Here is a 22,368-nt window from a genome sequence, read left to right as displayed (position 1 = left end):
ATTGTCTTTTTTTCGTCTACACAGCTTTTTAACGTCAATTATGTCAATATATCTGGTACGACGCGGCGCGATTTGCCAGTCCCCTTTGAATTTGGCGGGGAAATTTCCCGCGCCATGGAAATTGACATCAACCGCTGGCTGAAAAGGTCTGATGCGTGTTTCAGATTGGTCGCAACATCATCGCCGAACTCCGACGCATTCCCGACTATCGTGTGGTCGGACGCGTGACGGCTGTCTTGGGCCTTCTGGTCGAGATTGGCGGGGTTGAGGGGGCGCTTTCGGTCGGCGATCGCTGCAAGGTCAAACGTCGCGATGGCAAGGAAGTCATTTGCGAGGTCGTCGGTTTCCGTAATGAACGGGCCCTTTTGATGCCATTCGGTATTCTTGACGGTATCGGGATCGGTTGCGAGGTCGAACTGGGGGATGCCCAGCCACAAGTCTATCCGGATGAAAGCTGGCTTGGGCGTGTGGTCAATGCCTTTGGCGAACCGGTGGATGGCAAGGGACCATTGTCCGAGGGCAACAGGGCCTATCCGATCCGCAACATGCCGCCATCGGCCCATTCGCGTCAGCGCGTCGCAGGCAAGATCGATCTGGGCATCCGGGCGATGAATACGTTTCTGACCTGCTGTCGCGGGCAGCGTATGGGCATCTTTGCCGGGTCGGGTGTGGGTAAATCAAGTTTGCTGTCCATGATGACCCGCCATACAACATCGGATGTATCCGTCGTCGGCCTGATCGGCGAACGTGGTCGTGAAGCGCGCGAGTTCATCGAGGATGATCTGGGGGAAGAAGGCCTGCGCCGTTCTGTGGTCGTGGTGGCGACCTCGGATGAGCCGCCATTGATGCGCCGTCAGGCGGCCTACATGACCATGGCATTGTCGGAATATTTCCGTGATGTCGGGCGAGACGTTCTGTGCATGATGGACTCCGTTACCCGTTTTGCCATGGCACAGCGTGAAATCAGTCTGTCAGTCGGCGAGCCCCCCGCGTCAAAGGGGTATACGCCAACCGTGTTTGCCGAACTGCCACGTCTTCTTGAACGTGCGGGGCCGGGCGGGCCGGGGCAGGGATCCATTACCGGCCTGTTCACGGTGCTGGTTGACGGCGATGATCATAATGAGCCGATTTCCGATGCCGTGCGCGGCATTCTTGATGGTCATGTGGTTCTGGACCGCAGTATCGCCGAACAGGGACGCTATCCGGCGATCAATATCCTGCGTAGCGTGTCGCGTACGATGCCAGGCTGTAACAGCGAGGAAGAAAACCAGATCGTTGCCCGTGCCCGTCAGTTGCTTGCAACCTACGAAGATATGGCCGAGCTGATCCGGCTGGGCGCCTATCGTCAGGGAACAGATCACAAGGTCGATGAAGCCATCCACTATTTCCCGCTGATCGAGGAATTCCTCAAGCAGCGTAAAACCGAATGTACCCGGTTAAACGAAGGGTATCTTGAACTGGCGCGTCGACTTGACATGTTGCCACAGGAACCCGAAGACCCGCGCATTGCCAAAGGCAGACAGTCACAGCAAGCCCAGCAGGCGGCCCAAAATGCTCAAGCTGCACAAGGCATCCCTGACGAGATGCCGCCGCCACGGCCGGCACCACCGCCCTCGACTGGTCCAAAGATCAATCGCGGCCCCAAGGTCAATAGCCGATCAAAAGGCGACAATGAGCGCGACCTTAACGAAGCCAAGCGCGCACTTGGCCGGGACAGACAATAAAGGATAACCGTTCGTGATGATGGTTTTACCAATCGGTCCGGTACCGCTGCTGAGCGCGACGCGTGTCAGGACATAGGCCATGGCCAAGGATTTCAAAACACTGGTTCGAATGCGTAAATGGGCGCTTGATGACAAGCAACGCCAACTGGGCGAGATGCTTGGCGTTCTTGGTAATCTTGAGGCCGAAAAAGCTGCACTTGAACAGGCCGTGATCGCCGAGCAGAAAGTCGCTGCCGAAAATCCCGAACTTGCCGGTTTTGCCTATGGCGGCTTTGCCAATGCCGTGATCGCCGAACGTGAAGCGATCAGCAAAATGATTACCGCACAGGAAGAAAAGATCGACGCCTTTCGTGATGAGGTTGCCGATGCCTTCAAGGAACTGAAAACCGCCGAGATTGCCGAACGCAATCGCGCCGAAGCAGAACAGGCTGAAGCCGACAAGAAAGAACAGGACGAACTTGACGAGATCGGCACCCGTTCTGCCACCCGCGATGATGGCCTGATCTGACAGCCTTGTAATCAGGCCGAAATATTCACCCCGGTTTCAATGCCGGTGACATCACGCAATTCATCAGGTGTAAGCGAGAAAACCGTTTTGGGTGTGCCTGCGGCAAGCCAGATGGTGTCCTTGGCCAGCAACTTGGCATCAATCAGGGTTTCAACCGGTTTTGCATGGCCAAAGGGTGGCACACCACCAATTGCGTAGCCGGTATGTTCGCGGACTTCATTGGCATCGGCCTTGCGGATTGAAAGACCGATCAGGCTGGCGACCCGGTTAAGGTCTACCTGATCGGCACCATTCATGATGATCAGAACGGGTTTTGATTTTTCCGTCATGAAAACCAGTGACTTGCCAATGTCGCTGATGTCACATCCAATGGCGTTGGCAGCGTCTGCTGCCGAACGTGTCCCATCGGGGAACTCAAAGACCTCGACATGGTCAAGCTTGTTGGTTTCGAACGCATTTTGCAGGCATTGGGGCGGAGAAACTTTTTTCATTATCCGTTCTCTTGTGCGCGACGTTTGAGTTTGCGTTTACGGTTCAGAAGATTAAGCGTCTCGACCGAGAGGCTGAATGCCATGGCGAAATAGATATAGCCCTTGGGAACATGAATCTCGACGCCATCAAGCAACAACACAAACCCGACGAGTATCAGGAAAGACAGGGCAAGCATTTTGACAGAAGGATGCTTTTCGACAAATTCGCCAATGGTCTTGGCTGCGGCAAGCATCACCAGAACTGAAAGGATCACCGCAATCACCATGATGGAAATGTGATCGACAAGGCCGACGGCCGTAATGACGCTATCAAGGGAAAAGATCATATCAAGCAGCATGATCTGGACAATTGTCATGGCAAAGCCTGACATCAGTTTGCCCGGCCCGTGTTCCTCGGGTTCGTCGATCGTGTGATGGATTTCCTTGGATGCCTTTGCAATCAGGAACAAGCCGCCCACAATCAGGATCAGATCCCGTCCGCTGATTTCCTGGGAAAAGGCTGTGAATAGCGGGGCTGTGAGTTCCATCACCCAGGCAATCCCGGCCAGCAGGAAAAGTCGCATGCCCATCGCACCGATCAGGCCAATGCGTCTGGCTGCAGCCTGTTGCTTCTGGGGAAGTTTGGAAACAATGACCGACAGGAAAACGATATTGTCGATCCCCAGAACGATTTCCAGTGCGGTCAGGGTTGCCAGACCCATCCACATATGCGGATCGCTCATCCATTCAAACATGATCTTAATTCCAGTACAGGCTGTGCCGACAATCCTTTATCAACTGATAAAGTGTAAGGCACGACGTTCTAACGCAAGCGTGAATTGATTTTACTCATCGGGCGCTTAAAACAATGCCATCAATAAAATCAGACAGCTGCCTTCATCATCCCTTAGTGAAGTGGGCAATGTAAACAGGTCGTCAGGTAAAAAGGATTGTCCGACATGCGCTTAAGAATGCGTGCTTTTGTCTCTGCGCTGGCCCTTGCAACGGGCATTGCAACCGCATCGCTATCCATGTCGGCATATGCCGATCCCGCACCCGATGTCGGCAACTGGCAGTCGGTTCTTGATCAGGCACGTGGTCAGACCGTTTACTGGCACGCTTGGGGCGGAGAGCCGCGCATCAATGATTATATTGCCTGGGCAGGCAATCAGGTTCTTGAACGGTACGGGGTCAAGGTCATTCAGGTCAAGCTGACCGATACCGCTGATGCCGTGACCAAGGTTCTGTCGGAAAAAACCGCCGGTGTGAATGATGGCGGGGCAGTTGATATGATCTGGATTAACGGTGAAAACTTTGCTGCGATGAAACGCAATGATTTGCTGTTTGGTCCGTGGGTCGAGGACACGCCGAATTTCGACTATGTCGATGTCGAAGGCAAACCGACGGTGGTGAATGATTTTACGGTCCCGACCGACGGTCTGGAAGCCCCGTGGGGGATGGCACAGGTCAGTTTCTATTACGATACCGCCAAGCTCGATAGCGTGCCGAAATCGGCACAGACGCTACTGGAATGGCTTGTGAAACATCCGGGGCGCTTTACCTATCCGCAACCACCAAACTATATGGGGTCGACCTTCCTCAAACAAATTCTGACCGAATTGGTCAAGGACCCGAAAGTCTTGCAGCAGCCCGCAGACGAGGTGGATGCACAGGCGGTTCTTGCGCCGCTTTGGGGCTATCTTGAAGATTTGCAGCCGCTTTTGTGGCGCAACGGGCAGGCCTATCCGCAAAATGGTGCGGCGATGCGGACCTTGCTTGGCGATAACGAGGTCGATATCGCGTTTTCATTCAGTTCGGGCGAGGTATCATCGGCTATCGAAGCCATGGAGCTTCCCGATACCGTGCGGTCCTATGTGTTTGATAGCGGGACCTTGGGGAACACCAATTTTGTTGCCATTCCGTATAATGCCTCGGCCAAGGCCGGTGCGGTTGTTCTGGCCGATTTCCTGATGTCGCCCGAAGCACAGCTGCGCAAACAGGATCCGCAATATTGGGGGGCGGATACCGTTCTTGCGATGGATAAACTGCCCAAGGATATGCAAGACGCCTTTGCCAATCTTGATCTTGGCATCGCATCCCTGTCACCGGCCGAACGCGGCACGGTTTTACCCGAGCCCCATCCGAGCTGGATGGAACTGGTCGAAACCGAATGGCAGAAACATTACGGCGTGGTGCAATAATCGCGCATGTTGCGATTTGTCCCCATTATAACGATCGCCTTTATGATCGGCCCGGTTTCCGCCGGGCTGATTGGCACTTTGTTACCTGCCTTCGGGATATTGCCAGCTCTTGGCGGAACCGGGCCCGGGCTTGACCCGTGGGTGACGTTGTTTGAACAACCCGGTCTTTGGCATTCGGTGCGTCTGTCGCTGGTCAATGGCCTGATCGCAAGCTTTGTCTCGGTTGCGATTGTCGTGCTGTTCTGTGCAGCATGGCAGGGCACGCGTATCTTTCGGGTCATGCAGCGCATATTGTCACCGATTCTTTCGGTACCCCATGCTGCGGCGGCATTTGGTCTGGCATTCCTGATTGCACCTTCGGGCTGGATTGCCCGACTTGTGGCCCAGTTTTCCGGATGGGACCGGCCCCCTGATCTGGCGATCATTCATGACCCATTGGGGCTTGCCATGATTGCCGGACTGGTTGCCAAGGAAATCCCGTTTCTGTTCCTCATGACGCTGGCCGCCTTGCCGCAGGCCGATACGGAACGCACCGCCCGGATAACCGCCACATTGGGTTATGGCAGGATTGCCGGATGGTTCAAGGCGACATTGCCGCGCATTTATCCCCAGATACGCTTGCCGGTTCTGGCCGTGCTTGCCTATTCGACATCGGTTGTCGATGTTGCGATCATTCTGGGTCCGACAACGCCAGCGCCGCTTGCGGTGCGTATATTGGGATGGTTGTCCGATCCTGATCTCGCCTTGCGGTTCATGGCGTCAAGTGCTGCAATCCTGCAATTGATCATTGTCCTGATGGCCATGGTCATCTGGATGACCGGGGAAAAAATCATCGGGGTGATAGGGCGTCATTGGGCCGAGAACGGGCAACGCTTCAAACGGGACCAAGGCGCGCGGCATGGTTCGGCAGTGCTGGCGATCCTTGCCACAGGAGCAATCATTCTGGGTCTTGTTATTCTGTTGATCTGGAGTGTCGCAGGGTTCTGGGGTTTTCCCGAAATTTTACCGCGCAGTTTCAGCTTGCGTCTGTGGCAACGCGAATATGACGCGATTGGCAGCAGCCTTGGCACCACCTTGCTGATTGCCGTCCCGACAGTCATTATAGCGGTCGCACTGGTTCTGGGGTGTCTTGAAAACGAAGTGCGTCAGGCACACAAACCCGGTCGTGGTGTGATGTGGCTGATTTATTTGCCCCTACTGGTCCCCCAGATCAGCTTCATGTTCGGTTTGCAGGTATTCTTTACCCTGATCGGGCTGGAGCGCACCTTGATATCGGTGGTGCTTGCTCATCTGGTGTTTGTTCTGCCCTATGTGTTTCTGTCATTATCCGATCCATTCCGGGCGCTTGATCCCAGATATGGCCAGACGGCACTGTGTCTTGGCGCATCGCCAAGCGGGGTGTTCTGGAAGGTTCGGTTGCCCCTTTTGACCCGTGCTATCCTGACTGCCATGGCGGTTGGACTGGCGGTAACCGTCGGACAATATTTGCCAACCCTTCTGATCGGTGCGGGACGTTTTGCAACAGTTACGACCGAGGCGGTGGCACTTGCATCTGGCGGGGATCGGCGGATGATCGGGATTTACGGCTTGTTGCAGATGGTCTTGCCATTTGCCGGATTTGCCTGTGCATTACTGATACCGGCCATTTTGTTCCGCCATCGGCGGGGCATGAGTGCGCATAACAGGGGATAAGGGATGCCATCAGGTATCAAAACAGGTCTGGAACTTCGTGATGTGCGGATCGGCCTTGACGGACGGGAACTGGTTGCGGTCGACCTTGTGATCGAACCGGGCGAAATCGTGACCCTTATGGGGCCAAGCGGGTCGGGGAAATCAAGCTTGCTTGGCCATATTTGCGGCACCTTGCCCGATCAGTTCAAGGTTGCCGGGCAAGTGATCCTTGATGGACAAAGCCTTGATGGGAAAGCGCCGCAGGATCGACATGTCGGTATCCTGTTTCAGGATGATTTGCTGTTTCCCCATCTTTCGGTTGGCGGCAACCTTGCCTTTGCCTTGTCAACCAATGTACGGGGGAAGGCAAACCGGCGGGCGCGTGTTGAGGAAGCATTGAGGAGTGCCGACCTTGACGGGTTTGCCGATCGCGATCCGGCGACACTTTCGGGTGGACAACGCGCCCGGATCGCGTTGATGCGGGTCTTGTTGTCAGAGCCCTGTGCGCTGTTGCTAGATGAACCGTTCTCAAAACTTGATAGTGACCTGCGTGGCCAGATCAGGTCATTTGTGTTTAACCTGTGTCGCAAGAACGGCTTGCCGACCCTGATGGTGACCCACGATCCCGAGGACGGGATTGCAGCAGGCGGACGGGTGATCAATCTTGCATAGTTGGTTATGAACTATGTCATGTCCGGCGGGTTCAAATTTGCTGGCATTGCGGATTATTTGGCCCTATAGCAGATTACCGCAAAGAATGGTCTTGGGTCTGAGACATTAAATCAAAAGGCCCGTGCGGCATGGAGAGTGTCGTCAATGTTCCCGGAAGAAATGTATGCTGTCGTCCCCAATGCGCTTGATGCGGCAACCTGTGATCGCCTGATCAATGGTTTTGCCCATGAAATGGATGAAGGCGGTCTGGTTCAGGGGCAAACGGCAACCCATATTCGCCGCTCAAAAATCACATGGTTTAACGAGGAACAGGAACCGGTCGTTTCACGACGGATCGTTGATCTTGTCGCCGATGTTAACCGCAACGTGTTTGATTTTGGCCTGACCGACTTTGCCGAGGATGCCCAGATTGCGTGTTATGCCGGGGACTTGCGCGGTCATTATGACTGGCACAGTGACGTCGGTGCATCCGAAGTCGCACGCCGTCGCAAACTGACCATGGTGATCCAGCTTTCCGAACCCGATCAGTATGAAGGCGGGCAGTTGCAGCTTAATCCGGCGGGACATTTCATTGACGCACCGATGGAACGCGGAACGGCGATATTCTTTCCAAGCTTTGTTCTGCACCGTGTGGCCCCGACCACAGCGGGCCTTCGCTATTCCCTGACCCAATGGGTGCACGGAAATCCGTTCCGCTAACCGGAATGAAGGGGTTCTTTGAGATCGGGCCTAATATCTTTCCAGACGATCAAGAAGACGGGGGTTGCCCCATTTCGGCTGACGGTCTTCAAGCGCGGTTTCGTGATGGAACACCTGATCATTGTCAGCCGTTTGCTTGTCCAGACGCAGGCTGATCCAGCGCGGGACAAGCTCGTTGTTGAAATCATCCATCAGAAGCACGGCAGCCGCTTCAAAGCTTTCGAACGGGATGCTTTTGATTTCGGCATAATAATCGGCCAGTGAGTCCGTTTTCAGGATCAGCCGGTCGGGCACATAGCGCAAGGTCATGCGGGCCGGAAAGACATTTTCAACACCGGTCAGGTTGCTTTGCAACGTCACGACGTAATCAACCTGCGGGCCGGGATTTACCTCGGTCAGGATCAGGTTTCGACGTTGATAGATTTCAAGCATGACGTTTAACCGGTTTGATGTTTCTGGATCATTCACGATACGCCTCTGTCACAGGCAGGAAAAGCATTCATTTCATAAGCTTGTTCTGAATTATGCTTCAATTCCATGATGGGAATTGGGGCCGCTACGGTGGCCCGGCGGGGCAATCTGGACAAAGCGTGATCCATCCTGAAACTGGATATGCCCCTTGTAGCCGGAAATCTGCAATGCTTCGCGGAAAATCCCGCGAATATCATCGCGATTATGGGATTGCAGCGGATTTTCCGTGCGAATGATCAGGTCAAACTTGCTGTCTTCTCCTTTGACCAGTCCGTCAAGCTGGGTATGACCCACACCGCTAAAGGACAAATCAAGCAGAAAGCGTGTGCCCTGATCATCCTTTTTGTCGGGATCATTGTCCCGATCTCCGTGGCGCCAGCCCAGTTGCAGCTGCTCGACCTTGCCGCCCATATTGAATGGCATGGCCATCACACGCCAGCCATCCGGGCGTTCGTCTGCGGCCATTGCACGTAACTGGCCAAAGTCGCCCTCCAGCCGTTTCAGGCCGCCGCCATCCGCATCAGAAAGTGACGACAGGCTGTTGGCAGCCCGATCACCGATCCAGCCACGCAGACTTCCGCGTTGTCCAGTCATGGCAGCAAAGAAGAACATCATCGCCGTGGTCAGTTTGGGACCGGGTTGAGGCAGATTGTTCAAAAGCGTCATCGCCGCACCCGGATCATGTTGCTGCAAGGCAGAGACGGCCTTTTGCAAACTGTCCCAGTCATGGGTAAGTGCTGCATTGTGGCCGCGCGCAATCAGCTCGGCCTCGGTCATTGGCATGCCGGTTGGCGCAACCCGGCCACTGGCAGTGGCATTGACGCTAAAGGACAGGGTGGCGCCCGTCGGCGCGGGAACCGGCAATTTGATCCCGACAATACCGGCTGAGGTCCGAAGGGCCGTATAGCCCTGTGGCAACATACGGGCTTCTGCACTGTCAGGCGGCAGAACCGTGCCGGTCAGAAGCAATGTTGGCGCAGGTTGTCCGGCCGTTGTCTGGGCGGCGATTGTCGGTGTGATACCGGCAGTCGGACCAGCACCCCCCGGAACGCTGCCAGGCGCCCCTGTTGCTGCGTTCAGGACGTTGCTGGCCTGCTGTGCGGTGACGGTGCCCTGACCGAGAAAAATGACCTGTGTCTGGCTGCCTGCTGGTAACTGTGTGCCATTTGGCATGGTGAGGATGGTGGTGGTAACCGCATTGAAGGTCTGACCGGGGGTAAGGGTGGTTGCCCCGATATTGCCGGCAGCAAGACTACCACCTGCGCCGGATGCACCCGACGTCAGCGTTTGTGGCAAAAGTTGCAAACGCAGGGCATCGGCAGGGCTGCCCGCCCCGGAAGATTGTGTCGCGGCATTGGATGTCGGCAAGCGCGCCCAGATCAGATCACCCAGACTGGTTGGCAACTGTGTTGGCAGCTTGACCGTAACCTGCCCGAGAGCAGTGGCAAGGGTAAGCTGATTTCCCGACTGGGACTGGATGGATGCCTGTAACAGGGTTTCCACCGGAAGCTTTGCCAGTGCCGCTGCGACCTGTGGCGAAGTGGCGTTGGTAACGGTTGCGGTTACCTGCGCCGGGACCGATCCCTGTGAAGGTTGTCCTGTTGTGCCGCCCGCCGAGGAGGCCTCTCCACCGACCGCGTTTCCGGGCGATATAGGCTGTGGCGGGATCGTCATGACAGGATTACTCCTCGAGAATGATCTGGGCGATGGCCTCTATGTCGTGGGCGGCATCGCAATTGGGATGACGGGTCAAAAGAGGAGTCTGGTTACGGATGCATTCAGATACACGTGCATCCGCCCGGATAACGCCAAGCAAAGGAGGCGAAATCTTGAGGAAACCCTCGCACGCCTTAAGAAGCTTGTTATAGATCGCCTGACCTTCTTTTTTATCCTTGGCCATGTTGATCACCACCCGGATATCGGTTTTCGGGCGGGCCATATGGGTAACCTTGATAAAGGCATAGGCATCGGTCAGTGACGTCGGGTCGCCATTGGTAATGACAATCACCGTATTGGCAAGACTGGTCATCTGACGCACGCCCTGATCAACACCGGCACCAAGATCAATCAGCACCTTGTCATAGGATTTCCCGGTCTGAATAAGATCGTCAGAAAGTGCCTGCAAACGGGTTGCCGGAAGATTGGCAAGGCTGCCCGATCCACTACGCCCGGCAATGATATCGAACCCGCCATCGGGGAACGGAGTGATGGCGTTCTTCAGGCTGATGCGCCCGGCAATGACGCCCCCCAGATCGTGCTTGGGCATCAGGCCAAGCTGAATGTCGATATTGGCAAGGCCCAGATCACCATCAAAGAGAAGTGCCTTGTGACCTTCGAGAACCATCGCATGGGTCAGGGTAATGGAAAACCAGGTCTTGCCCACGCCACCTTTACCAGACGCGACCGCAATAATATTGCGGCCTCTGGTACGCGGGGCAGATTTGGATGCAGCATCAGACTTGGTAGTCATTTCATGACCTCGGAGAAGCTCGGTTTCGCGGTATCAGCGCGATGGGACGGTATCAGAAGCTTTGCCAGGGCAAGGGGACTTAATGCGGTCAGTCCGTCCGCAACCTGGGCTGTCATACTGACATTACAAAGGGAAAGATTTCCTGAATCCGCCCCGTATAACGCACCGCCAAGGCGGGCGGCAACATCAAGACGTGAAATCATGACACGTGTTGCACCACCATCGGCAAACGCATTGGCAATATCGGCCGATTCATAAGCATCAATTCCCGCCGGGTTTACCAGAATGGGTTCACTCGGTATTGCCTTCATGAATTCACAAAGCGTGCCAATCTCGGTTTCAAGATAGGGATTGCAGCTTGCAGTATCGATCAGGATGACATCCGCGGTCCGAACATCGGTAAAGCGCGATTTCAACTCTTCGGGTGATTTCGCCTGAAGCAGGTTGACCTTGAGAATACGGGTAAAGGCTTCAAGCTGGGCGATCCCGCCCGCACGTTTGTAATCGGTTGAAAGAACGGCAACTTTACGCTTTTTCATCACCGCACGTGCGGCTGTCTTGGCAACGGCAAGCGTCTTGCCCGAACCGGGCGGGCCGACAAAGGCCAATGCACGTGGCGTGTTTTTTTCGGGCAAGGGCGAGAAATCAAAAATCTCGTCCAGAGCCCCGGCCAGTAATTGCTGTGCAGATGAAGCAGCCGTTTCGCGTGCCATGATGTCGCACAGACGGATACGCAACCGTTCAGGCAAATTGTGCCGGGTCAATGCCGCCTCTGCAGTATCAAGCTGTTCCTGCAAGGTCGGGGTGTGAGTGATTTCTGTCTCGTAGTCCGGGTCGCGATCAAGGGCAGCCGTCAGGCGCACGCCGCTTCCGGGGATATCCTGTGTCGATACAATGATGGCGTCGGCACCCATATGCTCTTTTACAAGCGCCATGGCTTCGGTCATGGTCGGAGCGGTAAAGGTCTTAAGACGCATTCATCTCCTCCCTGCAAGAATTGACCGCAACACGGGGTTTCTGCATGTATCCGTCATCAGATCTGCCCCAGTGTTTTGAGTTGTGCCTTGGGGTGAATTTCGTTTTGCGACATCACCACCGTGCTCGGACGGAAACGTTCAACGATGGAACGCACATAAGGACGAATACCCGGGCTTGTCAGAAGAACCGGAGACTCGCCCATCATGCCAAGGCGTTCAAAGGTCGTGCGCACCTTGTTGATGAATTCCTGAAGCTGGCTTGGCGGAATGGAAAGCTGCTTTTCCTCGCCTGAGCCAACAAGGCTTTCGGCAAAAATCTGTTCCCATTGCGGGGACATGGTCACCAGCGGAATGACGCCATCCTGATTGGTGTTCACATCCGACAACTGACGGGCAAGGCGCGAACGCACATGCTCGGTCATGAAAGTCGGATTGCGGGTAAAGGCGGTGGATTCAGCAATGCCTTCAAGAATGGTCGGCAGGTCGCGGATGGATACGCGTTCGGTCAACAGATTCTGAAGAACGCGCTGAACGCCGCCAACCGAAACCTGACCCGGTACGATGTCTTCGACCAGTTTCTTCTGATCGTCATCAAGTTCATCAAGCAGCTTTTGCGTTTCCGCATAGGACAGCAGTTCGGGCATGTGATCCTTGATCACTTCGGTGATGTGCGTGGTGATCACGGTTTGCGGATCAACGACCGTATAGCCACGGAACATGGCCTCTTCCTTCATGCCCTGTTCGATCCACATGGCCGGAAGGTTAAAGGTCGGTTCCATCGTCTTTTCGCCCGACAGGGTGATTTCCTCGCCCCTCGGGTCCATTACCAGCAACATGTTCGGGCGCAGATCGCCTCGACCTGCCTCGATCTCCTTGACGCGCAGAACATAGGTATTTGCCGGGAGCTGCATATTGTCCTGAATTCGGACAGACGGCATGACAAAGCCCATATCACCGGCAAGCTGACGACGCAGGGCCTTGATCTGATCGGTCAGCTTCTGACCGCGTTCGGTGCTGATCAGCGATAGCAGTCCGTAACCCAGTTCAAGACGCACATAGTCCATGCGCAGGGCATTGGCGATGGGTTCTTCGGGCGGCGGGCCAGCGGCATCTGCTGCGGCCTGGGTTTCTTTCATTTCCTTCTGGGTGATGGCGTCTTTCTGGCGCTTGCCCATGTAATAGGCGAGATACCCAAGTCCGATCGCAAGTCCCAGGAACCAGATCATCGGAATACCGGGCAGAAGCGACATCCCGGCCATCAGGGCTGCTGCAACACCGAGGGCCGCAGGATAGTTGCTGACCTGACCAAAGACGGCTTTCTCTGTCGCGCCATCAAGGCCACCCTTGGTGACCAGAAGACCCGCCGCAGTCGATACGATCAGAGCCGGAATCTGCGACACCAGACCGTCACCAACGGTCAGGATCGTATAGGTTTCAGTGGCCTCTGCAAGCGACAATCCCATCTGCGCGGTACCAATGATGATCCCGCCAATCACGTTGATGAAGGTAATCAGAATACCGGCAACTGCGTCTCCGCGAACGAACTTGGACGCACCATCCATGGACCCGAAGAAGGAACTTTCATCTTCAAGTTCCTTACGGCGGGCCTTGGCCTGTTCCTCGTTGATCAGGCCCGATGACAGATCGGCATCGATTGCCATCTGCTTGCCGGGCATTGCATCAAGGGTGAAGCGCGCCGCAACTTCGGCGATACGGCCGGAACCCTTGGTGATAACCACAAAGTTGATGATGACAAGGATGGCAAAAACAATGATCCCGATTACGAAGTTGCCGGAAATCAGGAAGCTGCCAAACGCCTCGATCACTGCGCCCGCTGCATGCGTGCCTTCGTGACCATGGCCCAGAATCAGACGGGTGGTCGCGATGTTCAACGCAAGCCTGAGCGATGTCGCCACCAGCAGGATCGTCGGGAACGAGTTGAATTCCAGAGGTTTTTGAATGAACAGGGACGTCATCAGGATCAGTACAGAGAAACTGATCGACAGAGCCAGCATGAAGTCCAGCAACCATGGCGGCATCGGGAACATCATGACGACAAGAATCATGATGAAGCCAAGCGCCATCGCAATGTCGCCACGCTTCATCGCAGAAGCCACACGGGCCTGCAATGCGCCGAAATTTATGCCGCCGGACGCACCGCCACCGGGGCCATCAGAGCCGCCAGATCCGGTCGGTGTGATTTCTTGACCTTCGGCCATGGTGTTTGCTTGTTATCCTGTTGGTTGCTTTGTGCCGTTTGCGCTTTTTGTTGTTTCCCATTGATATGGGGCGCCAGCGACAAGATGTCATGTTCAGTCCTGGCCGTCACCTGGTGCCGGAACAGCCAGACCTTCGTCGGTATATTGACGCAACTTGTTGCGCAATGTGCGGATCGAAATGCCCAGAATGTTGGCGGCATGGGTACGGTTGCCAAAGCAATGCTTAAGGGTGTCAATGATCAGATCGCGCTCTACATCGGCGACTGTGCGTCCGACAAGTGCTGCGGTTATCGAACCGTCATTGCCTTTGGTGCTATCGGATGCCGTGTCCTCGTGCGCACCCGGATCAACCTCGTCTGCGGAGGGTTCCAAAGGTTCGTGTTGGACTGGCGGCTGGGCTGCCGGGGCACCGGACTGATAAGCCGATGAAGCAGCACCATAGGCGGCATTTGCACTGGCATAGGCTGAGCTTGCCCGTGCCGAGGCCGATGACATCGGTGCAACCGGGGCAGGGCTGGGGGCCTGCGGTGCCGGGGCGCGGGCAGGTTCGCTGCTTGCAGAACCCGACAACATGATGGCTTCCGGGCCGATTTCGTCAGGACCGGCAATCAGAACAGCGCGGTGCATGGTATTTTCAAGTTCACGCACGTTGCCGCGCCAGTGATGTGAAAGCAGACGGGTAATCGCAAGCGGGCTGATCGGGCGGACCGGAACATCATTGGCTTCGGAGTATTTCTTGACAAAGAACTCGGCCAGAACCGGAATATCGTCGGGGCGTTCGCGCAGCGACGGGATGTCGAGATTGACGACATTCAGGCGGAAATACAAATCCTCACGGAAATTACCGGCATTGACTTCGGCCTCAAGATTGCGGTTCGAGGTCGCCAGAATGCGAACATCGACCTTGACCGGGCTTTTGCCACCCAGACGATCGATCTCCTTTTCCTGAATCGCTCGCAAAAGCTTGGCCTGAAGGCGGACATCCATTTCGCTGATTTCATCAAGCAGCAATGTCCCGCCATTGGCTTCTTCAAACTTGCCGATACGTCTGGCCTGTGCACCGGTAAAGGCACCTTTTTCGTGTCCGAAAAGTTCGGATTCAAGAAGATTGTCGGGGATCGCTGCGCAGTTCACAGCAACAAAGGGCTTGTCCGAGCGGTTGGACTTGCGATGGACATAGCGCGAAATGATTTCCTTACCCGTACCGCTCTCGCCGGTGATCAGGATGGATGCGGAACTGTTGGCGACCTGTGCTGCCAGACGCAAGGTTTCGGCCATGCGCGCATCACGATGGATCAGCGCGTGGCTCTCTTCGGTGACCGCTTCAAAGATTGCTGCGATCAGATCGGCTTCCGGCGGCAACGGGATGAATTCTTGGGCGCCTGCCTTGATCGCATTGACTGCACCATTGACATCGTTACCGATACCACATGCAACCACCGGCACAATGATACGTTCCTGTACCATGGCATCAATCAGGGCAGCGACATCCAGTGCGATGTCTGCCATCACCAGATCGATCCGGTTGCCGGCACGCAGGATATTAAGCGCAGTTGTTACGCTTTCGGCCAACTGGACCGAAGCGCCGCGCGCCATAGCGATCTTGCTGGCTGCGCCTATCTGTCCGCCCAGTCCACCAACGATCAGTACCTGCATAGTCTCATCTCTTTCCGATCAGTTCCAGTTGGCCCCGGTGACCGGATGAATTACCGGTCATCAGGGCCTTGCGTATTCACGTTTCAGATCAATCGAAATAGCTGACGCGTTTTGACGGCGGCAGGATCGAGTTGATCAGCATTTCCAGACGGCGCGGGTTTTCCTGACGACCGATGGAAACAGCGCCGACCATATAGACAGAATTCAGAAGTTCTTCGTCGCTTGAGTTGCGTTCAAGTTTACCGGCAAGCGGCATGAACACCATGTTGGCCAGAACCGCACCATAGAAGGTGGTCAGAAGTGCGACAGCCATAGACGGACCAATCGATGACGGATCATCAAGGTTGCCAAGCATCTGCACCAGACCGATCAGTGTACCGATCAGCCCCATTGCCGGAGCAACATCACCAGCCTTTTTCAAGATATTGGCACCTTTCTGGTGGCGACCAATGGTAGCGTTCATGTCTTTGCGCATGATCGCTTCGACTTCTTCGGCCGGTGTACCATCAACGACCAGAGACAGGCCTTTCCACAGATATTCTTCACTTTGCAGGCTGTCGAGATGCCCCTGAAGTGAAAGGACACCACCTTTACGGGCGATTTCTGCCAGTTGCAGGATTTGCAGTGCCGCGTCTGCCGGGTTGCGCGATTTATGGAAAATCGTGCGCATCAGAACCTTGCCCGAACCAAGGAACTCGCCCATTGCAAAGCTGACGGCCGTAATTGCCGCCGTACCGCCGATAACAATGAGGACAGAGGGGATATCGATAAACGCGCCTGGCGAGCCGCCAAAGATAATAGCAGCAATCACCAACGCAAAGCCGATGATCAGTCCCCCGACTGTCGCAATGTCAAACGACGTTTTAGTCCCCCCTTCGGCCATAGTCGCAAATCCTCTCTTACGTTAGCTTTTCTCTGATTTGATGATTTCCGTCATGGTCACCCCAAGACGGTCTTCGACAACCACCACTTCGCCACGTGCGACCAGACGGTTGTTCACATAGATATCAATAGCTTCCCCAACTTTGCGGTCAAGCTCTACGACAGCTCCACGACCAAGTTTCAGCAATTGGCTGACCTGCATGGTTGCTTTGCCAAGGACTGCGGAAACCTGGACGGGAATGTCATAGACGGCTTCTAGGTCCTTTGACGTCTTCATCTGTTCGCTGCCAGCTTCGGCAGCGGCAAGAAGTTCTGTCCCTTCGCCCTCTAGTTCGATGTGATCATCGTCGAGTTCCGAAAGTTCAAGATCGTCATCATCAGCCATTTTCGTCTCCTGCGTCTTTGGTTGGTTGCTTCACAGCAGCCATCTTTTCGGCATCGGTCGGGGGCGCGGTCGTTCCATTTGCGGCATTCGCGGTCTGTTGGTTCAGTCCCTGCGATACCGCGGATGCTGGTTGTGGTCCCGGTGATGGTGTTGCTGGCTGTTGTTGCCCCGAAACGCCAGCGGCTGCTGCACTTGGCGTGAGGGAAGCGGTACCAGCAGACCCGGTCTCCTGAGGTTTTGCATCCGTTCTTACGTCGCCTGTCCGTCCTGTTGCCTGTTGTGTATTCTGGGCAGATGCTTTTGCCTGATTTGCCGGGTTTTCCAGTGCGTTGTCAGGTTTTGGCATTGCATCATTTGTCGATGTTTGCACATTCCGTGCGTCGGTGCCATCGCCAACTGCATTACCGGTCCCGGGAGCCGGGGACCGCTGCTGGGGATTTGGGGGTGTAGTACCGGCGGATGGTGTTGGCGCATTTTGGACCGGACGCTGTGCCGGGGGCTGGACCTGTCCGGCATCCGGTGCCTGTTGTGTCTGGGCTGGTCGCTGCTGAGGGGCCCCTGCGCCATTCGATACAACGTCCCGAGGTGCCTGACTTGTGGTGGGTGTTGCCGGTCCTGACGCAACAGACGGTTGCTGTGGTGCCTGTGGTGCCGGCTGCTGTGCTGGTTGCATCGGGGCCTGTGACGCGCCCTGTGCCCGGGAATGAGCTGGCTGAGGTGGGGTGGGATCAGTTTGTGTCGTTGCAGCGGGCTTGGCTGGCGCAGGTGTTTCCTGAACTTTGGGATCGCCCATATCGCTTTTCGGCAATCCATGTTCACTGGCATGCAGGGCAAGGGCCGTTTCGACAATGCCGTTGATTTCCGACCAGAGGCGTGCACTGTCGCGCACAGCGGTGCCATCACCCCAGGAAACCGCACAATCACCAACCGCCACATCCGGCTCGGCCACGACAACAACCTTACCCGAGAACCCGCGCGATTCTGCAATGCGCTGGGTAACATCGGCCAGTTGTTTGGCGAGATCCGGATTGACCTTGATCATGACTTTGGGGGCGTCAAACAGATTGGCCAGACACTGACGGACAATGTCTTCGATTTCGACCAGATTATATTTCTTGGACCAAGCCGGGGCCAGTTTGCGGATGACGCCAAGTGCGACATGGATTGCATCTTCGTTGATTTTGGCATTGGCGCGTTTTTGCTGCTCGTCGATCTGGCCCAACTTCTCGGCAATGACGGATTCAACATCACCAATGGCTTTTTCAACCGACGCCATGACTTCCTGATACCCTTGTTCAAGGCCTTGGGCGTGACCTTCGGCAAGGCCCTGTGCATGGGCTTTTTGTTCGGCTTCGGCCACCATCTGGGCTGCCTGTTCTTCAGTATAGACAGCAGGAGGCGGAGGCGGTGTGTCGTCTTTTTTCTTTTTCTTCTTCTTGCCGAGTTCGTAATGCTCATCGCTATCGCCCGCAGAGCGAATAACATTGTCTGCGTCATCGAAGCTAAGAGCAAAGGTGAACTTTTCAATGGCCGTCATATCAAACCGTTAAACTGCCTTGTGCGACAAAAGGAAGGCAGCCACAGGGCTGCCAGTGAGCCGACGGCTGATCGGAGCGTTAATTCTCCTGATACAGCCAGTTGCGAATGATCGAGAGAGCTTCTTCCGGATGCTTTTCCACGATCTCGCCGATTTTCTTGACCGAGGATGCCTTAACACGACCTTCAACCTGCGACAGGTTGATCAGTTCCTCGCCGTCATCCATGCCCGGTGCCATCGGGACCGGTGCGGGGCCTTCAAGTGCCGGTGTGCCCTCGGCCGTCATATCATCGGCAAGAAGCTGACGTTGTGCCATATCTGCGGCACTTGGCAGCGTTTCGAAAGCACGGGTCAGAAGCGGGCGAACCACCAACAGGATGACCAGAATTGCGACGATGGCCAGTACCAGCATCTCGGCGATGCGGAAGATTTCGGCCTTATCGAGCCCGAGGAAGGTTTCAATTTCTTCATCCGGGAACAGATCGCCAGCATCGGCAAACTGCATGTTAATCACTTCAACCTGATCACTGCGCTGCGGATCATAGCCGATCGCGCTGCGAACGAGGGCGGCGATCTTTTCCAGATCTTCGGGCGAGCGTTCCTGATACTGGCGTTCACCGTTTTCATCGGTTGTGTAAGTACCGTCGACCAGAACTGCTACCGTTACGCGTGAAATCTCGCCAATTTCCTTGACCTGTGTGGTCGTGGTTTTGGAAATTTCGTAGTTAACCGTTTCTTCGGAACGGCTTTCCTGGCTTTGTGCCCCGGCACCGTTTGGATTGCCGAGATTCGGATCGGGCAGATTGTTTTGCAGGGTAACAGGATCGGTGCCTTCGGTCTCGGAATTGGTCGAGTTTTCTTCAATGGTCTGGCTGGAACGTACGACACGTTCATCAGGATTGAAGCGTTCATCCGCAGTCGTGACCTTGTTGAAGTTCATTTCAACGGCTACTTCAGCGCGGACTTCACCGTAACCAAGCGAACGTGACAGCAAATCTTCGATGGTATTGCGCAGGCGGCTTTCGGTACGAATGCGCATTTCATCGGCCGTCTGGGTCAGGAAGGTCGATGATTGCTGTTCGCCATCCCCTCGGGCCAGCAGGCGACCACGTTCGTCAATGATCGAAACCTTGCCAGGTTGAAGTTGGGGAACAGCGGCAGCAACAAGGTGCTGAATGGCGACAACCTGTTCGGGTTTAAGTTCGCCACCGGCCATTTTGACTGCAATCGAGGCGCTGGCTTCCTGTGTTTCACGCGAAAACATCTGGCGTTTCGGCAGTACAAGGTGAACACGAGCCTGCTGAATGGCTTGAATTGAAGCAATGGTTCGGGCCAGTTCGCCTTCAAGAGCACGAACATGATTGATGTTCTGTTCGAAGCTGGTCGCGCCAAAACCATCGGAATTGTCAAAAACTTCATAACCAACCGAGCCGCCAGCCGGCAGGCCGCTTTCGGCCATGGAAAGACGCATGCGGTTGACCTGATCAGACGGGACCAGAATTTCGGTGCCGCCATTGAGAAGCTGATATTGCACCTGCTGGTCTTCGAGGCGGTTTACGATCTGGCTGGCATCTGCAGGAGAAAGATCACGATACAACAGTTCCATGTTCGGGGCAGAAACACGCAATATCAGGAAGGCAAAGAACACAAGCAGCAACACACCCACGCCGCTGATGGCCATCAGGCGCGTAGGTCCAAGACTCTTGAGTGTCTGTAACAAGCCGCCCACTTTCGACTGCTCCGAAACCAATTTAAACCACTGTCCCCGATGCAGGTCGCTCCGTACGGAATCCGACCAGCATCAACAACGAATAGTTCTCCATGCTGAAGAACAGGTTAACAACCGGCAATTTTTGCCCAGTTGTCTGTTTCAATTTCACTAGCGATTTGAGTCATTTGTATCTTTGTTAACCAAGTTGGCCTGCGTTTAATGTAGTGAGTCAATGCGCCAAAAAGAAGCCCGGCACAAGTGCCGGGCGAGTCCCTGTAAACGCAGAACGTTGCAGGACCGGCTAAAGCCCTGCAACAGAAGTCAATTACCGTTTGATCCGGATCAGCTCGTCGAGCATTTCATCGGTGGTGGTAATCGTTTTGGTGTTCGCCGAGTAGGCACGCTGGGTCACGATCATGTTGGTGAATTCTTCACCTAGATCGACGTTCGAGCCTTCAAGGGCAGATGCCACAACGTTACCCGCACCGTTCAGGCCCGGTTCGCGCAGCAGATAGTCACCCGATTCACGGGTCTGACGATAAACGTTACCAGTGTGGTTTTCCATTTCATCAGGTGCTTCGAACGTTGCGATGGCCAGTTTGTAGACCGGACGCTTTACACCGTTTGCGAACTCGACCTGCAGGAAGCCTTCCTCGGTCAGGGCATAGTTCACCATGGTGCCGGCCTGTGCGCCGTTCTGGTTGATGAAGTGGGTGGTATAGTTAACAAGGTTGCCGTTGGCATCCGCACCGGCCGCAAACTGCGTTATGCCGTTGCCAAGACCGATTGTCCCGAAATCAAGAGTGAAGGAGCTGTCATCTGAGCCATTCGTCCATTCTGCCGAGATATTTGTATTAGCGAGGTTGCCGGTCGTACCAACGGTTACAGCGCCAATGGTTGCAGCAACACCGGTGAAGGTCTGAAGGTTACCTGAACCATCAAAGGTGACGATACCAGCCTGGATCAGGCCATTCGGGTGATCCGTTGCGTCAAGTTCTCCCGTGGTGGTGTTACCTGTCAGCTCAAAGCCCCAGCGGTTCTGACCAAGTTTGACAACCTGCAGGTTGACGGTGTGCGCCGAACCAAGAGAGTCATAAATGGTGACCGGCATGGTATTGTCTTCGGCAACGGTTCCTGTGGCAAGGTTACCAGCGACATAGGTTGGTGCAAGAGTGCCCGGAACACCTGGAACGGTGATACCGGTTGCACTGAAAGGCGTACCTGTCACGTTGGCAAAGGTCACACCCTGATCGGCAAATGCAGCGGTGAGAGTCAATGTATCGTTGGTGCCGGTCGTTGTTGTGGTGGCGTTGATGCCCGTGACCGCACTGATAGCCGAGGCCAGATCTTCAAGGGTGTCACCGGTATTGATTGTGATAGTTGTTGTCGTACCGTTATGGGTAATCGAGAACTGGTCACCGTTGTTGATACCGGCAAGCGTGGTCAGGTCGGTGGTGTCATAGTCAATGCCGGTTGTGGTCGAGGTGGCGGTGCCACCGGTCACAGCGGTTTCATCGGCATTCAGGTTTGCGCCGAACTCAATCGAGGTTGTCGATGCCGCCGCCGTCAGGATCGAGTTGATATCGAGAACCTGAAGGTCGGTCACAGCCGAGCTGTTTGACGTGGTTGTGTTACCGTTTGCGTCAAGAAGGGTACCTTCTCGGTCGGTCGCCCAACCCTGAACATAATATCCCGCAGTGTTGCGCAGGTAACCATCGTCATCGGGCTTGAAGTCACCGGCACGGGTAAAGAACAACTCGTCGTTCGTGCCCGGGTTCGCATTGTCGCGGACGATGAAGAAGCCATCACCGGAAATTGCTGCTGCCGTGGTGGACGAGGTTGCCTGAAGCAAGCCCTGCTTGCTGATCAGCGCCGTCGGATGGAACAGCACACCACCGGGTGTATAGCGGGTGTTAGATGCGGACTCAGTCACCAGGGTCGAGAAGCGACCGATGGTTCCCTTGTAACCGATCGTGTTAAGGTTCGAGATGTTGTCCGAAATGACGCCCAGGTTCTGAGACTGCGCGTTCAGGCCGGAAACACCGGAAATCATTGCACCAAAAAGGCTCATTTTTCTTCTCCTGCACTTACAGGGTGTTGATCAAAATCGGAAGA

Annotated in this window: 19 protein-coding genes; 6 read left to right on the top strand and 13 right to left on the bottom strand. The window is 55.2% G+C overall.

The genetic code is table 11. The annotated features are described in order from the left end of the window. Positions 1-155 precede the first annotated feature (155 nt). The gene (gene fliI, locus ACTU44_RS18450; RefSeq protein WP_114099012.1) at positions 156-1,724 is read left to right on the top strand and encodes a flagellar protein export ATPase FliI; all 1,569 of its coding nucleotides are present in this window, start codon (positions 156-158) and stop codon (positions 1,722-1,724) included. Positions 1,725-1,803: 79 nt separating this feature from the next. Then, entirely contained in the window at positions 1,804-2,232 is a 429-nt protein-coding gene (locus tag ACTU44_RS18445) for a flagellar export protein FliJ (protein ID WP_114099013.1), read from the top strand. Positions 2,233-2,243: 11 nt separating this feature from the next. Here ACTU44_RS18445 and ACTU44_RS18440 read toward each other — a convergent pair whose 3' ends face one another. Beyond that, entirely contained in the window at positions 2,244-2,723 is a 480-nt protein-coding gene (locus ACTU44_RS18440; protein WP_114099014.1) for a YbaK/EbsC family protein, read from the bottom strand. Then, entirely contained in the window at positions 2,723-3,457 is a 735-nt protein-coding gene (locus ACTU44_RS18435) for a TerC family protein (protein WP_114099015.1), read from the bottom strand. The genes ACTU44_RS18440 and ACTU44_RS18435 overlap by 1 nt, the downstream gene beginning before the upstream one ends. A 204-nt stretch (positions 3,458-3,661) precedes the next feature. Between ACTU44_RS18435 and ACTU44_RS18430 the strand changes: the two genes are divergently transcribed. The 4 genes from ACTU44_RS18430 to ACTU44_RS18415 all read left to right on the top strand — a co-directional run bounded on the left by ACTU44_RS18430 (position 3,662) and on the right by ACTU44_RS18415 (position 7,945). Next, positions 3,662-4,903 (top strand): ABC transporter substrate-binding protein, encoded by a 1,242-nt coding sequence (locus ACTU44_RS18430; protein WP_114099016.1) that lies wholly within the window; start codon positions 3,662-3,664, stop codon positions 4,901-4,903. 42 nt (positions 4,904-4,945) lie between these two features. Next, positions 4,946-6,595: an ABC transporter permease gene (locus ACTU44_RS18425; RefSeq protein ID WP_258548749.1), complete on the top strand. Its 1,650-nt coding sequence runs from the start codon at positions 4,946-4,948 to the stop codon at positions 6,593-6,595. Positions 6,596-6,598: 3 nt separating this feature from the next. Next, positions 6,599-7,246: an ATP-binding cassette domain-containing protein gene (locus ACTU44_RS18420; RefSeq protein ID WP_114099018.1), complete on the top strand. Its 648-nt coding sequence runs from the start codon at positions 6,599-6,601 to the stop codon at positions 7,244-7,246. 144 nt (positions 7,247-7,390) lie between these two features. Next, complete coding sequence (locus ACTU44_RS18415; protein WP_114099019.1) at positions 7,391-7,945, top strand: prolyl hydroxylase family protein; 555 nt, start codon at positions 7,391-7,393, stop codon at positions 7,943-7,945. Between the two features lie 30 nt (positions 7,946-7,975). Here the strand turns inward: ACTU44_RS18415 and ACTU44_RS18410 are convergent, their stop codons facing one another. From ACTU44_RS18410 to ACTU44_RS18360, 11 genes are all read right to left on the bottom strand, one after another. Beyond that, positions 7,976-8,413, bottom strand: coding sequence for a hypothetical protein (locus ACTU44_RS18410; RefSeq protein WP_258548750.1), 438 nt, complete (start codon positions 8,411-8,413; stop codon positions 7,976-7,978). A 54-nt stretch (positions 8,414-8,467) separates the two neighbouring features. Further along, positions 8,468-10,090, bottom strand: coding sequence for a hypothetical protein (locus ACTU44_RS18405; RefSeq protein WP_114099021.1), 1,623 nt, complete (start codon positions 10,088-10,090; stop codon positions 8,468-8,470). 7 nt (positions 10,091-10,097) lie between these two features. After that, positions 10,098-10,886: a MinD/ParA family protein gene (locus ACTU44_RS18400; protein WP_114099022.1), complete on the bottom strand. Its 789-nt coding sequence runs from the start codon at positions 10,884-10,886 to the stop codon at positions 10,098-10,100. Then, on the bottom strand, positions 10,883-11,863 hold the full coding sequence (locus ACTU44_RS18395) for a flagellar biosynthesis protein FlhF (protein ID WP_114099023.1): 981 nt from the start codon (positions 11,861-11,863) through the stop codon (positions 10,883-10,885). Before ACTU44_RS18395 ends, ACTU44_RS18400 begins: the two co-directional genes overlap by 4 nt. 56 nt (positions 11,864-11,919) lie before the next feature. Then, positions 11,920-14,082 carry a flagellar biosynthesis protein FlhA gene (flhA, locus tag ACTU44_RS18390; RefSeq protein ID WP_114099024.1) on the bottom strand — a complete coding sequence of 721 codons (2,163 nt, stop codon included), beginning with the start codon at positions 14,080-14,082 and terminating at the stop codon, positions 11,920-11,922. Between the two features lie 93 nt (positions 14,083-14,175). Next, on the bottom strand, positions 14,176-15,738 hold the full coding sequence (locus ACTU44_RS18385) for a sigma-54-dependent transcriptional regulator (protein ID WP_114099025.1): 1,563 nt from the start codon (positions 15,736-15,738) through the stop codon (positions 14,176-14,178). Between the two features lie 88 nt (positions 15,739-15,826). Continuing rightward, positions 15,827-16,621, bottom strand: a complete 795-nt coding sequence (locus tag ACTU44_RS18380) for a motility protein A (protein ID WP_114099026.1) — start codon at positions 16,619-16,621, stop codon at positions 15,827-15,829. Positions 16,622-16,642: 21 nt separating this feature from the next. Next, the gene (gene fliN, locus ACTU44_RS18375) at positions 16,643-17,005 is read right to left on the bottom strand and encodes a flagellar motor switch protein FliN (protein ID WP_044827611.1); all 363 of its coding nucleotides are present in this window, start codon (positions 17,003-17,005) and stop codon (positions 16,643-16,645) included. Then, on the bottom strand, positions 16,998-18,542 hold the full coding sequence (locus tag ACTU44_RS18370; protein WP_114099027.1) for a FliH/SctL family protein: 1,545 nt from the start codon (positions 18,540-18,542) through the stop codon (positions 16,998-17,000). The genes fliN and ACTU44_RS18370 overlap by 8 nt, the downstream gene beginning before the upstream one ends. A 79-nt stretch (positions 18,543-18,621) precedes the next feature. Beyond that, on the bottom strand, positions 18,622-20,223 hold the full coding sequence (gene fliF, locus ACTU44_RS18365; RefSeq protein WP_258548751.1) for a flagellar basal-body MS-ring/collar protein FliF: 1,602 nt from the start codon (positions 20,221-20,223) through the stop codon (positions 18,622-18,624). 355 nt (positions 20,224-20,578) lie between these two features. Then, entirely contained in the window at positions 20,579-22,324 is a 1,746-nt protein-coding gene (locus ACTU44_RS18360; protein WP_114099029.1) for a flagellar hook protein FlgE, read from the bottom strand. Positions 22,325-22,368: the final 44 nt, after the last annotated feature.

The organism is Thalassospira sp. SM2505 (assembly GCF_054901115.1).
Note: the sequence above shows the minus strand (reverse complement) of the source record. Positions and strands in the feature narration are given on the sequence as shown.